This is a genomic window from Ruminiclostridium herbifermentans (assembly GCF_005473905.2).
Taxonomy (GTDB): Bacteria; Bacillota; Clostridia; order Acetivibrionales; family DSM-1351; genus Ruminiclostridium; species Ruminiclostridium herbifermentans.
On sequence record NZ_CP061336.1, the window covers coordinates 3,147,038 to 3,161,980 of the forward strand.

Genomic DNA, 14,943 nt, shown 5'->3' on the forward strand with positions numbered 1-14,943 from the left:
ACAACTCCTTTATGTTTTTATAGTTCAGAATAAAAGAAATATTTATTACCACCTGAGTTTTTAGCTTTATACATTGATGAATCAGACTTTAAGAAAATACTATCAATATCTTCTCCATCTTCGGGAAATACACATATGCCTATGCTTATGCCTGGAGTTAATTCAATGTTATCTATTTGCTTAGGCTTGTTTATTGTACTAATTAGTGCCTCAGCCAAAATTTGTATATCATCCTTGTTATCATATATAAACTCAATAACAAACTCATCTCCACCCATTCGAGCTATAAATGAACTGTTATTATCATAATTCTTAAGCACACTATCCATATTATAAGCCACTAGCTTTAAAAGCTTGTCTCCAGCTGAATGTCCGTAAGTATCATTGACTGCTTTAAATTTATCTAAATCTATAAAAAAGAATGCAATTCCTTGTTTATTGGAAAATTGATCATCTACATAAAAGTTCGTTATATCACTTTCAACTTTTTTAATAAAATAAGGTCTATTTGGCAATCCTGTCAAAGAATCAAAATGCGCTTGATCAAATAGTAAACGCTCAGATTCCTGAAGCTTCTTATTAGTGGCTTCAACATTTTTTATCATACTGCTCAAATTATCTACCATTAATTTAAAATTAGTTGTCAGTGAATCAATTTCATATATATTACTACTTGCAAACTCAACTGTTTCATTGTTTTTCAGCTTTTGAGGTAATCCACTAGTTATACTTATTAACTCAAATATTGAATTTAACATAAATCTTTTCATAATGATAAAGAAAATACCCACAAATAAAGATATAGGCAAAATCAATTTTAGTAAATTAAAATAGAAATTTATTGTTTTATCTTTATATGCTGATTCTGATACAGAAACAATTACTTTAAATTTATCTATTGAAGTTTCATAGAAAAAAGCTTTATCTCGACTGTAATCTTTAACGATAAATCTATCATCTTTAGGTGCCACCCATCTATAAACTTTTGGTTCAATCTCCTTAATGCTGCCTTTTTTTATCCAGTCTAATCCTTCTTTCATATAGTCAGCAGTATTTTGACTAGCTATTACTTTATTACCTAAATCTATTAAATGGAAATTAACAGAATTGTCTGCTCTTGATACATATATTTTCACATTATCAATCAAGTCATAAACCGCAATGGGTTTTAACAATTTTAAATCTCTTATTTCTTGCTCACTCCAAGTATTTAGCTTCTTGTTTATATATTCAGAAGCACTTTTCAAATCATTAATAGCAGTTTTAGTAATCTGCTCTTGGTTACTTGAATTAGTTGCAATGGAAAGCAAAAGAATTGGTACTACGACACTAGCTATACTTACTTGTATAACTAAACTAGATAGTGTAAAAGATTTTGGACGATCATATGTAAAATCAATTATCTTTTCTAAAGGCATATAATCTAAAATCATTTTACTAATTAAAGCATTAAATACCCTATTCAAAAATATCATAACTATACTGAATACAGACTCTACACTAATGCTGCCATGATTATAGCTGGTTGCCAAAATCACTGGAAAATAAAGGCACAAACCAAATATAATAACCTCTAATATTATATTTTTTTTATTATTTTTATATAGAATCCAAACGTAATAAATCTCAACTATATTAACAAGAGTAATTATGTTAAATCCGTTTATTGCAACAAAAAAACAATTTAATATTGTTATTATTATTAGGCCAACATTACTTCTTGTTATACCAATTATAATAAAAATAAAAATACTGCTTAGTGTTACGAAAAAATTCAAATTTTGCTGTTGTAATATAAAATCACTAATCAATGCACAAAAAGCAAGAATAATAAGAAAAGCATACATAGCAAAATGGCTATTCTTATTTTTGTGTATCTGTTTTTTCATTCTGTAATTCCCTCCATATAAGGGTTGAGTAAAATTAATTAAGCAATTTTAAATTTATATAATTATAAAAAGTTCTTTATTTTTTGACACGTTTAGCCAAAATACCTTATTCATATTATCATTGTATCATATTTTTCTAATTTGAACACCCTCTTATTATATTAAAATGCAAAAATCGATTTATATTTTGCAAAAGTCAAAAACAATTACTTAAATATCCGATATATCAACCGATAGTTAGATTCCAACAACACACTCAAAAAATATGCTTTGTGAGTTATTATTGCTAGAAAAAACATTGTATAGACCTGTTTTAGTAGTTAGTCATAAATCAAAATTATCTAACCCTAGTTAATATCATTAAAAAGCATAATTAGTCTGAAAAGAAGCTGGAGAAAGCAAGAAATATTATATTCCGACAACAAGCCTCTTAATCAGCATTAAAATGCATAATGTGTCAATGGCTTGCTCCCAAAATTAACCTTTAATAAATGCTGTTATAATAGATTAAGTTTATAAAATATAACTTGAATAAAATCCTTCTAATTTTGAAATGATATGATATTATAATACGAGACTTTAGCCAATAATAATCGGCTTTTGTGAAAGGAGTTAATTTTAATGAATAAAGGAAAAAAGAACAAAACAACCTCAAAACCAAATTCGCAAAACAAGTCAGAACAAGCTATAACGCAAAATCCATCCAATCCAGAATACAACAATAAGAGTAAAGGCGAATTAGATCGTTAAAAGAATTACTATTTCACAGGTCAACTTGTTTTATTAGTTAACTGAGTAGTTTAAATAGTGCAAAAATATTAATAATAAAATGCCATTAAAACACTCTTTAAATTTTAATGGCATTTTTTATTTATATGTCTTGATGCTATACGTAAGTATAACCTTAAAATATTCGGGGCAATATGTGACTTATATTTATATACTGTTAATGCTATACTTTATAATTTGGGTTAGCTAGCATATACCTTGCTATTTGAGTCAGATCTCCTTTATCTATTGCTTGATTTATGTCTATATCTGTATTATATTGAGGAAGCGCAGCTGGATCTTCTCCATAATGTCTTGCAACAATTGCCAAATCCAAAAGAGTGAATTCTCCATCTCTATTTACGTCTCCTAATTTAGGATCCAATATTATTATTGTAGCTTGTCCACATTCTGAGTCTTTCAGGCTTTTCTCCATTTCTATACCATCGGATACTCTACCCTTGGTTATATCAATTAAAGCTTCTCCTACTTCTATTGTTTTGAAGTTCAGCTTTAACAATGTTTTTTTAGTATTGATAATATTTTCTAGACCTTTACTTGCTAATATAAATCTTAACTCTCCTGATTGAATATCATTTTTAATTAACATAATACCATCAACTTCTTCTGCATTTATAAACTGCAGCTTTGAACTATCGTATTTTATTATTACATCCTCTGCTGCTATTTCTTTTATATTATCAATAATCAAGTTTACTGATACAATATGATTTAGCTTTGCATTTTCTAATTCTGGTTCTATGTATAAGACAGGCAGCAAAGCAGAAACATTAACTGAGCAATTAGCTGATATATCTGTGCCTGCTATTTGAGCAGTTATAATGGCTGTACCTACACCAATAGCTGTTACATTTCCGGCTACATCAACAACTGCAATTGTTTCATCACTAGACTTCCATACTATGCTTGAGGAAGCTGTAGCTATTAGCTGATGCGTTTCTTCTTGTATTAGACTTAGTTCTGTTTTATCTAATGAAATGCTATAAATGCTTACATTGCAATACACTTTAATGCCAGTACCGCGTATTTGCGCTGAAATTACTGCATTTCCCGTTCCTACTGCTTTTACATTTCCTTCTGAATCCACAGTAGCTATTGATTCATCACTCGACTTCCAATCAATGCCTGTTGTTATAGGGTATGAAGCAATTACCTCAAGAGCGGTAGTTTCATCAACTGCAAGGTTTATTTTTTCTTTATTCATACCTACATTAACTACATTAACTTCACATGTAGAAATAGTATCTGTATCAGCTAATTGTGCTGTTATTATTGCTTTTCCTGTTTTAAGCGCTGTTACATTTCCAGCATTGTCTACTGTTGCTACTAGCTCGTCGCTTGATGTCCATTTGATATCTGAATTTGTATAAGAAATGCTTGTTACTGTTGCATTTAGTTTAGCGGTACTGCCTTCCGCCAAAACAATTGAATTTTGGTCTAATTCTATTTTGCTCGAATACATATATGTACTATGAGTAGTTTCTGAATAGTTTCCAGCCTTGTCTATAGCTTTGATATGAATGTATATAGGCTTATTTACATCTAAATCAGAAAGTGGAACTGATATTGATAAATCAGTTGTATCAACCACATTATCAGGTTCAGTATTTTCTATATTATCTATCACATATGAATATCCTGCTAATCCAGATGTGTTTATAGCTGAAACAGTATCAGAAATTATTTCTGGAGCTATGTAATTTGTTGCCTTTACATAGTATTTATACTCAGTTCCATTATCCTTACTTTTTGAATAATTTACAGTCAAATTTTTATTGTCATCAGATATTTTGTTAATTATTACTTTATCAGGATTTGAAATATCTTGGGACTTGTGGTCATCGCAAGAATTTTCACTTGTTAATTGAGCTAGATAGAATAAGGTATTCGCTATTAACTTTTGTTCATCTTCTGTTGCCTCTCCATTTGAATGACCTGTCTGTATCATTGCACAGTTATTCCATGTAGTTAAATAAAAATTACTAAATTTCTTTAGATTTTCTGGAGCATTCCAAACATATAACGAATCATCCGGATAAGTCATCCATATATCACCTAAAGCAAAATTTGATGTAGAATGTGACAATGGAACAGTTAGCTTTGTACCCACATCTCCTATATTCCAAGGATAATTTGTTAATAACCCTTTCTTTTTTACTGTAATTTCAGTTCCAGCAAATCCAGCATAATAATTATAGCCTTCATCTATTCCTGAATAGTTATTTTCCCAGTTGCCCACCTTGATATTAAAATAAGCTCTTAGTTTGTTCAGACCTGAGTTATTCCAATGATAACCTATTGTGTCATGTCCCGCTAAAACTCCTCTTCCAGTTTTAATAAAGTCTTCTATATATATTAATGCCAAATCATTGAAATTTATTTCATTATTACAATTCCATGCTCCGAAATAAATAACATCATATTTCCAATTACCATTAGTATCCTTCATATATATTTCAGGATTATTATTGAAATTAGTAATACTAACTTCATCAACTGAAATAAGACCTCTGCCATACCCATTAGTTTCCATCCATGTTTTTAAGTTATTACCCACATCTGGATAAACATTCAATACTTTTACATCACATTTTGCAGGTATACTTTGATAAATTTCTTCATCTTGCCCTTTTGCATAAACAGTATAAGTATAACCTGCTCCAAGGTTTGTCCAATTGAGCTTCATATAGTTTTCACCTGCAATTGGTGTAGCAGTAATACTTAATCTTGCATCTGCAAATACACTTGTTGGCAATAGTAGCATAAATATAATTGTTATGCTGGTTAATAATTTTACTAACTTTTTCATTTTGTGTTCCTCCCCGTTTTTTTGTATAATTATACATTACTTTGTTTTTAAGGAACAACTTCTTTATTTTTACATTATTATGTGTAACAAGTATAAATCTGATAATCTTATATAGTTAAATCTAGCATTTTACATCAATGTACGGTAATAGAGTTCTAGAACAAGCAAAATGACATATTTTGTTTGTTCTTTACGAAAAAACTCCAGCTGCTGATATTACGCAACTGGAGTTTTTTAATAAATTTATATACTTTGTAGTTCAAAAATAAACTTCTAAAAACAACATTTTCTGTATACCGAAGTCTTATTTCTATAAAATAGCACGTGAGTGTAATATATATTATTGCGAAGCTCGGTAAGAAATTGATAATTGTTGTTAGATATAATAGGTGAAGAACAAGTATTACATCCGATACAGCGGAAGTAAGTAACTGTGAGTATTAGCCCAAGACAGGATGTCTTGGTAATACGGTCGGCTAAAGTACTTGTTCTTCACCGCTTTTAAATACTTAAACCGGCAGTTTTGTTACTTGACCTAATAAATATTTCTTAATAACTGCGAAATCAAGTGCATCAACACTGTTATCACCGTTTACGTCAGCTAATTTCATTCCGTCTTTTCCAGGGAAATTGCTTATCTGTCCCATGAGATACTGCTTAATTAATGCAAAGTCAATTGCATCAACTGTATTATCACCATTAACATCACCATATAGTTGTTGTGATGTTGGATATCCATTTACGAAACCTGCTAATGCATATATAAGTGCCCCATTCCAGTTAATAGCAACTTCATTTGTTTCATAGCTGTCTTGATTATCAACCCAGCTTGTTGCACTTGGCCAACCTCCGCCAATTAGATAACCTGGCCATGGTTCAGCTATAGAGTCTGCTCCAGAAGGTCTGTGATGAGGATTTTTAGGAGGATTGATACCTAAGCCTGTTACAAAAGAGCGATTGAAATAATTTCTTCCAAATAGGTGTCCCAGCGCATCAAGTGAAGCATTTATATAATCCTCGTCTGGAGAAATTTGATTTGCAATTTGCAAAATCATGGTCTGTCTAGCTACTGTACCGTTACAGCCCCAATAGTAAGTGCTTCCAAGAGTCCTTCCATATCCATGATCTCTAGCCGTTTTAGATATTGTATATGCACATGATAAAAGTGAGTTCTTTATATTATTATAGAGGGATTCATTTTTACCTGATCTTGTTGAAAGTAAGTATGTAAACATTCCTAAGTTATTAACATTTGCCCAGTCGAAATCCGCATCAATTTTAGGAGAGAATGAATTTGCCCTTGATTCAAAGTCATTCAAATAAGTACTATCACCTGTAGCTTCCCACATTTCTGCTGCTGCCCAAAGTCTGTCGTCAGAGTCATTTGAATCATATTCTCCAGTGCCGTAAGCACTTTGTTCAGGTTTCACATTATTAGGATTTGCTTTCAAAGCTTGATAACTTACTTTTGCAGCATTTAAACATTTATCTGCATACTGTGCATCATATGGTCTGAATGCTCTCGATGCCATTGCCATCATAGCTACAAAATCCGCTGTTGCAGCACTTCCCCATGGTGTGAAAAATCTTTCAGCTGATTCTTGTTCTGGTGGAATAAAACCGCCAAAGCCTTTAGTTGTTAGCTTATGACTTACCTTACCGCTGCCATCTGGGTACTGCATAGTAAAAAGCCAATCAATTTCATACTTTATTTCATCTAAGAAATCTGGCAATGAATTATTATTCTCAGGCATTGTAAGTTTAATGTCTTTAAGACTGTCACCAAACTGCTCCCATGCAAAAAGCATAGAACCTACAGTAATACCAGCGTTAACTACATATTTGTTGTAGTCTCCAGCATCATGCCAGCCTTTTGTTCCGTTCGCCCTTGTATGCTGTCCTGTTATAGCATCTAAATATGCGTCATTTGTATGACATGCGCCATGAGAAAATGTTTTTCCATTATAATTTGCAGATACTGATGTTCCACAGCGTGCCAAGTACATTGCAAGCATGGATGCCTTATATGGTTCTAAATAGATATCCTTTCCAATTTTAAAAGTAGTACTTTTCCCTATACCTGGAACTATAAGTATATAAGAGCCCTCCTGTGTAACCGGTGAGAAATCTGCAATATACACCTGCTCATTAGTATCTGAATTTCTCATTGAAGTTGGTCTTCCTGTAAACACTACTTCACCGTTATCTTTTACAAGTTTAAATTCAGAAAAATTTGATGCAATTGTTGCTTTCTTTACTTGTTCTGGTAAAAATCCAATAGAATTCAATCTGATTCTGTTATCAAACTGATAATTATTGACTTGTAAGCTTTCTGCCGATACATTGGCTATAGGGGAAACCAGCAATGATAGCGCAATAGCACCGCTTAAAAGTAAGCTTATAGCCTTTTTCATTTTGAATTTGCCTATTATACTCATTATTAGCACACTCCTATTATTTTTATTATGCAAGGAACATTACTTATCCTGTTTTTCAAAAAATCATCTAATTATATCATTTGATTTGAGGTTAACCAAAATCCTAGCATGTCTTAATACGAATTTTAAATTCTCGTATTTAAAACAGCTTTTGGTCTTAATTTGTTTATACTCCCTCCTTTCATTAAAAAAATAACACATTACCTTCTCTCTTCACCAAATAAAATTAATAAAGTATTTTAAAGATAGATAATATGTTAGTTATTTCATGAAAATTGTAATATATCAGACCAGCAATACAAAAGATAATAGCTGTACAATGGGTCATAAGTTAATGAATAATGGTTTATTTATTTAGAGTAAAAATAATTTTCAAATAACCAGTCTGTTGAAAAACAGATATAAATACCTTGTCAAAATTTATCAAATATAGCCGTAACCACATTATATACACTTTGTACAATATTTACAATAAGATGTTTTATTGAATTGGTTTGTTTACTTATTAAATTTGTTTGATTTCATATTGTATAGTTTAATTTTTTATTATTTTAGTTTGATTTTTTACTTTCATCTAATATTAAGTAAATAATCTCTCAACAAAATCGACTATTATATTACATAAATTTAATGTTGAAATTATATCAACAATACAACATCATCAAAAATATGACTTTTTATAAAGCATATCATGTTTTACATGTAAAAAAACAATATAGAGAATATTTCAGTTTCAATGTCGGGAGCAAGCCTTAGTTCATATTCGTGGAAGTACTATTTCCAGAGCAAGCCATAGGTCATGTTCACGGAAGTACTATTTCGGAAGCAAGCCATAGATTATCTGCAGGGGAGTACTATTTCGGGAGTAAGCCATAGATTATCTGCAGGGAAGTTCTATTTCGGAAGCAAGCCATAGATCATCTGCAGGGAAGTACTATTTCGGGAGTAAGCCATAGATTATCTGCAGGGAAGTTCTATTTCGGAAGCAAGCCATAGATTATCTGCAGGGAAGTACTATTTCGGGAGTAAGCCATAGATTATTTTCACGGAAGTACTATTTCGGAAGCAATCCATAGATTATATTCACGAGAGTACTATTTAAGCAGTTTGCTGTTGATTATATTATTTCTTGTTTTAAGTATATCTTTAAGCACACTATGAACCATGGATGGTAAGTATGGAAAGTCTGCTTAAAACATTTATAAACTAAAAAACTCATTTTAGGAAATATGTTAATACCACACACATTGGCAAAAATGCTTGCGTTCTAATTAATGTGTTTAATTAATATGTGTAAACCAAAAAAGGTATTTGCTAAAATAGCAAATACCTTTTTTGGTTTACACATAACATAGAATTTAGGAAAGTTTTTTATTAGAATTAGAATTTTGCTTAATTAATTTATAACTACTTACTATTGCAAACAAGCTACCTTTTCAATATCATTTTTGAATCCTGAATGTGAATACTTACCTACAAATTCATCAAAATTCCTAAAGGTATTAAACATTGACATAATTTTGTTGCAATCCCAATCCCACCATTTCAATTTCTCTATCTCAGCAATCATTTCATCAGAAAATCTCATTCTTATTTTTCTAGCAGGTTCTCCACTTACAACACTGTAGCTTTCAACATCTTCCGTAACAATGCTGCCTGATTCAATAATTGCACCATTACCAATTTTTACTCCTGACATAATTAAAACATTCAAACCTATTTTTACATCATGTCCAATCTCCACACGCTCATCACCTGGATTTATATTAACAAAGGGTGAAATTGAACAATGTTTACCAATTGTTGTATTATATATATTGCTATATTCTGCTGCTTGAGAAAAGTCACCAATTTCAACTTCCTCTAAAACAGAATTTCTCTTTATTTTTACAAAATTACCTAGATTAACATTTTTAAGTAATACATCCTTATCAATAAGTCTTGTATGCTTGTTCACCTAAATCCACCTCCAACCACATTAAATAATAACTATAAACCTACTATGTTGTTAGTACTAAGTCTTCTATGCAGTTTTAGTTAAATTTATGTAAAGAACGTTTTTTAAGGATAAACTTAAATAAATAAAAGCTGTGACACAAAGTTGCCACAGCTAAATAAAACGTTATATACGTTTAACATTTGGCAACCTGACGATCATGGTGCATTCACACTTTAGACTCATGGCTTTGTGTCCTTACCTTTCAGTAAGTTTACCTTTTCATATGTTATTTTTTAATTTTACAAATACTACTTTTATTAACTATTTATACTATACACCATTTCGACAAAATTTTCAATAGTTTTTTTTAAATTTGTCAATAGAATTTTTTTCTTTTATTAAAAGCCACACAATATATGGCGTTGGGCATATTTTTATTAACAATATACTGATGTTTTTCAAAGTATTTATAACTGTTTTTCGAATTTATTCCTAACAGTCTTTACTATTTGGCACGTAATTATGATCTACTGTTATTATAGTTCGATACTTCTCATCTATATCCTTTAATTTATCCGAAATTAGATTCTTTAACTCTTCATCATTAAGTCTTGTATTATACGGAGTTACAATGTCAAAAATCAAATTGGAGTGGCTTATTCCCCAAACTACTCTAAAGTCATGCATACTAATCTCAGGCGATATATCTAAAATAATTCCTTTAACCAATTCCTTAAGTTCATTAGTTTTTTCATCATTTGTCACAACAGGGTCAAGATGAATTACCATGTGAATGCCTTCATCTGTTAAAAAATCTCTTTCAATATTGTCAATAATATCATGGCTAACCATAATATCCTGATCCGCTGACACTTCACAATGTACTGAAGCAAAGCATTTGTATGCACCATAACTATGTACGGTCAAATCGTGCAATCCAATGATATTATCATAGCTTAAAATTTTTTCGTATATTCTATCTACCAACTCTTTTGTTGGTGCCATACCCAATAATGGGCTTATAGTATCAGAAACCAACTTTATACCACTTATTATAATTAAAATAGCTACTAATGCACCCATATACCCATCTAGGTTGAAGCCTGTAAGACGTGTTATTAATGCTGCTGCTAAAACAGCTGATGTTGAAAGAATATCATTTCTACTATCAACTGAGGTAGCTACCAGCGTCATAGAATTAATTTTTTTGCCCATATTACGATAAAAAATACACTGCCAAAGCTTTATAACAATAGCAATAATAAGTATTGCTACTGATAGCAAACTGAATTCTGCCGTTTGAGGTTCCCTTATTTTATCAATAGAACTTATAATAAGCTGTAAACCTAAAAATATAATTATAAAAGATACAATCAATCCTGAAATATACTCCATTCGCGCATGCCCATATGGATGTTTTTCATCTGCGGGTTTCCCAGAAATTTTAAATCCAATTAGCGTTACTACTGAGGAAGCTGAATCCGAAAGATTGTTTACAGCATCTGCTACAATTGATATACTGCTAAAAATTAATCCAGCAATAATCTTAATTATAAAAAGTAATAAATTAGTTACAATTCCAATAATACTAGCAAACTTACCATAATTCTCTCTTACAATAGGATTATCAATATTCTTATAGTCCTTAATAAATAATCGTATCAATATATTAGTCAAGCTTAACCCTGCCTTCCAAAAAGTCCCCTTTTATATTTAGCATATAAATTATTAACATTTTTAGTTCCAAATATGTTTACTTAGAATCCCTATATAATACTAAGTTAAATTGTAATACTAAATTAAATCCTAAATTCTTTAGAATTTCAAATTATTACATAATACTATATCCTGCAGTATGAGTTAGTCAAGTGAAATCATATAATTTTCCAAACAAGACAAAATACATCTACTAGAATACTATAAACCTTGGATGCTAATTGTTGAAAATCAGCTTAAAGCATTAATGAACTCAAAACTTGAAAGTTAACCGTGTAAGAGCTAACTATACTTTAAAGTTATTTTTTAAATAAATTATCAGTAAATTATACTAAAAATAGAGTGATTTTATTTGAAAGCTGAAGATAAGCTAAATAATTAATCAATCAGTATTAGTTGTATAAAATTATTTATTAAGCAAATTATAAGGTTACAAAGTTTAAGTTTTTACAATTTTAATAATGTCCATGCCTTCTGTATTTTTAATTAAAAGCATAGGCATGGTTATACTAAGAAAGGAGTAATTTTATGGCTAAAGGAAGTAAAGGTCACAAGATATCATCAAAATCTAATTCTCAAAATAAGTCTGAAAAAAATATTACTAAGGACAAAACCAACTCACAATTTAATAATAAAAGCAACGCAAAAGTTGATGACTAAAAAAAATTTTTTTCATGCATATTTAATTTGAAATATGACCATAATATTTACTGGATACAGAAATGTGTCCAATAGCTAAGATTTAATGAAGATAGTGGGGGGATGGTTCCAATGGACGACTCTATTTCTCAAAAATTATAGTTTTGCAAAACTAGTTGATGTTATTGGATATCCTAAAAGTGGGATGAATTTTGACATTATAGGACGCAGGCAAGAGTTTTATATATCGAGTTTTGGGAGATGGTAATTTTGATTAACTCAAACTATTTTTCTCGCATACCCGTAATTGATAACTTCTTGTGTCCAGTTAATGTCCGAGGAACTGTTTTCGCTCCAAATGGGTGGCCACAGTTAATTAGGGCAGTAATTGGAAACTATTGTTAGAGAATTTGTGGTTCCAAAATTATTTCTTAACTTAATTCGTTAAATCATAGCTATTTAGGGCAGGGATTTGAAAGAATCCCTGCTCTTTTATTTAATAAATGATATTCTTATTAATAAATAAACTAGTTATAGCATTATTTTGGAGAAGTGTTGTGAAATTTCAGTCATATCTTTATTATTAAATAAACCAGTTACATTATTATATTCTTTTTACACGCTTACCTGAAAAAATCATCTTGAAGATTGCTGTTGAAAACATTATACCAAATCCAATGCTTCCAGCAACGGCTAGTGTTAATATTCCTTTATCTAGAGCTGCTGACAAGTTATTCTCTACAATATGTCTTAATGCAGTATAAGCCTTATAGCCAGGTACAAGCGGAAAAATGCCAGGTATCAAAAAACCAAATGCTGGAGTTTTTATTATTCTAGCTAATGACTCACTGTAAATTCCTATGGCAATTGCTCCAAAAAACGAAGCTATTATTGGGCTCTGTGTAAAATAAAACAAAAGCTGATATATAGCCCATCCAATAGCCCCACATAATCCAGCCAAAAATATTTTTCGCCTATCTATATTAAAAAGTATTGCCGGAAAAATACTCCCAAAAAACGCCAATATTATTTTGATTATCATTATTATATCCATGCCCCACAGCCATACAAAAAGCATCATCAAGGATTAAGCATTTTCTTAATATAAAAGGCCTTAATAAAAAAAGTCCTTAATATAAACGGCATGGATTTGCACCTCCTTACTATTTATATAATTTTTTCAACTTATATAATTTTTTTAACCCTTTAAATCCATTTCAATAATAGTGAAAGTGCGGTTGCAATTCCCACTCCCATTGCAACTATGATTAAAATTGCCTCACTTAATTTAGCTGAACCAGAAACATAATCACCATAAAGTATATCTTTAATTCCATTTGTAAATGCTACTCCGGGAAGAAGCACTATAATTGCACCAGTAATAACATTGTCCATATTGATTTGTGGAATCAATAATTGTAAACCTAAACTTACTGCTCCAATTATAAGTCCAGATAGATAGTATAATAAAAATTGAAACATTCCAGCCTTTGATAGCTTGTCAAGGACATAGTATATTCCAATGCTAATAATAGCTGAAACTAGAGCATCTAACACAGTTCCATTAAAAAAAAGGGTATAGACAAATGCCGTCATACTTGCAGCAAAAATCCTTACTCCCAGTGAAAAATTGGGAGCATTATATATATCCTTCAATACCTTTTTCGCTTCTTCATAGGATAATGGATTATTAATCAAATCCCTTGAAAAAGAATTAATCCTCTCAATTCTATAAAGATCAACATCTCTTTGATTAATTCTCTTTACTGATGTAACCATATGTCCGTCGGGAGTAATAACAGAGATAAAAATGCCTGTTGAATTTGAAATACATTCACCCTCATATCCATAAGAATTGCATATTTTCTTAATCGTTTCTTCAACCCTATATGCTTCAGCTCCATTACGCAAAAGAATTTCTCCTGCAGCAGTAGCAATTTCAGCAACTTCTTTAATATCCATAAAGCACCCCAGTAAAGTTTTATGCTAATGACAATTAAAACTGTTATCACATTTTTAAATAGACGCATCTACGGCAATGTGACAGCAGAAGTACGCATATTTTTTCTGCTTCACCTAATTATTTCATACTATTAGTCACGTCTTATATGCAGCGTACCGTTTCAGCTGTGATTTAAAATAAATCCTCTATTTTTAAATACATTTTAATATTATAACATATAATATACCCTGCTTTTTTCAGTTTACACATTTAATCATTGTCTTTCAAATATAACGAATCATCTCAATTTAAAATACTATTTTATTATAGAATATTTGAGCAATTTTGTTCATATGAGAGAATTCTATAAAAATTAATAAGTACTTTCAGTTCTGTATATCATTTAGTACGACTTAACTCGTGATAATGCAATATTCAGACATGATTCATTAATTCATTGCAGATATAGGAGATTTTTTATAGAAAGTCAAATTAGATATGATTTCATGAATAATTTCGTCATTTATAATCTTAATCACCGATAGATTTTTGCTGTGGAAAAGTTGAATTATTTTTTAATAGTATATCAAAATATGCCAAATGCCAGTACTCGTTATACAATTATTTTATTAAAATTCTAAATATAAACCACAAATATATAAAATAAGTGTAAGCCACCAAAACATATCTATAATTGGTAGCTTACACCTATATCTATTTATTAATATATTTCAGCTATCACAAAATAAATTTATGATTTGCTGTTGTACAACTGCTAAGTT

Annotated in this window: 9 protein-coding genes and 1 riboswitch; of the genes, 2 read left to right on the plus strand and 7 right to left on the minus strand. The window is 30.3% G+C overall.

Translation table 11 applies throughout. The features are described 5' to 3' along the window. Positions 1–17: 17 nt before the first annotated feature. A complete protein-coding gene (locus EHE19_RS12835; protein ID WP_137697841.1) occupies positions 18–1,889 on the minus strand; it encodes a GGDEF domain-containing protein in 1,872 nt (623 codons plus the stop codon). A 621-nt stretch (positions 1,890–2,510) separates the two neighbouring features. Here EHE19_RS12835 and EHE19_RS19960 point away from each other — a divergent pair. Beyond that, entirely contained in the window at positions 2,511–2,639 is a 129-nt protein-coding gene (locus EHE19_RS19960) for a hypothetical protein (protein ID WP_280513944.1), read from the plus strand. Positions 2,640–2,841: 202 nt separating this feature from the next. Here EHE19_RS19960 and EHE19_RS19785 read toward each other — a convergent pair whose 3' ends face one another. From EHE19_RS19785 to EHE19_RS12865, 4 genes are all read right to left on the minus strand, one after another. Then, positions 2,842–5,487: an Ig-like domain-containing protein gene (locus EHE19_RS19785; protein ID WP_137697840.1), complete on the minus strand. Its 2,646-nt coding sequence runs from the start codon at positions 5,485–5,487 to the stop codon at positions 2,842–2,844. A 509-nt stretch (positions 5,488–5,996) separates the two neighbouring features. After that, the gene (locus tag EHE19_RS12855) at positions 5,997–7,925 is read right to left on the minus strand and encodes a glycoside hydrolase family 9 protein (RefSeq protein ID WP_137697839.1); all 1,929 of its coding nucleotides are present in this window, start codon (positions 7,923–7,925) and stop codon (positions 5,997–5,999) included. A 1,414-nt stretch (positions 7,926–9,339) separates the two neighbouring features. After that, the gene (locus EHE19_RS12860; RefSeq protein WP_137697838.1) at positions 9,340–9,882 is read right to left on the minus strand and encodes an LbetaH domain-containing protein; all 543 of its coding nucleotides are present in this window, start codon (positions 9,880–9,882) and stop codon (positions 9,340–9,342) included. Between the two features lie 181 nt (positions 9,883–10,063). Further along, a riboswitch (cyclic di-GMP riboswitch) is annotated at positions 10,064–10,150 on the minus strand. A gap of 206 nt (positions 10,151–10,356) precedes the next feature. Next, positions 10,357–11,541: a cation diffusion facilitator family transporter gene (locus EHE19_RS12865; RefSeq protein ID WP_137697837.1), complete on the minus strand. Its 1,185-nt coding sequence runs from the start codon at positions 11,539–11,541 to the stop codon at positions 10,357–10,359. Between the two features lie 567 nt (positions 11,542–12,108). Here EHE19_RS12865 and EHE19_RS19965 point away from each other — a divergent pair. After that, a complete protein-coding gene (locus EHE19_RS19965; protein ID WP_280513945.1) occupies positions 12,109–12,240 on the plus strand; it encodes a hypothetical protein in 132 nt (43 codons plus the stop codon). 583 nt (positions 12,241–12,823) lie between these two features. Here EHE19_RS19965 and EHE19_RS12870 read toward each other — a convergent pair. Then, positions 12,824–13,261 carry a threonine/serine exporter family protein gene (locus EHE19_RS12870; RefSeq protein WP_137697836.1) on the minus strand — a complete coding sequence of 146 codons (438 nt, stop codon included), beginning with the start codon at positions 13,259–13,261 and terminating at the stop codon, positions 12,824–12,826. 164 nt (positions 13,262–13,425) lie between these two features. Further along, positions 13,426–14,181, minus strand: coding sequence for a threonine/serine exporter family protein (locus tag EHE19_RS12875; protein ID WP_137697835.1), 756 nt, complete (start codon positions 14,179–14,181; stop codon positions 13,426–13,428). Positions 14,182–14,943: the final 762 nt, after the last annotated feature.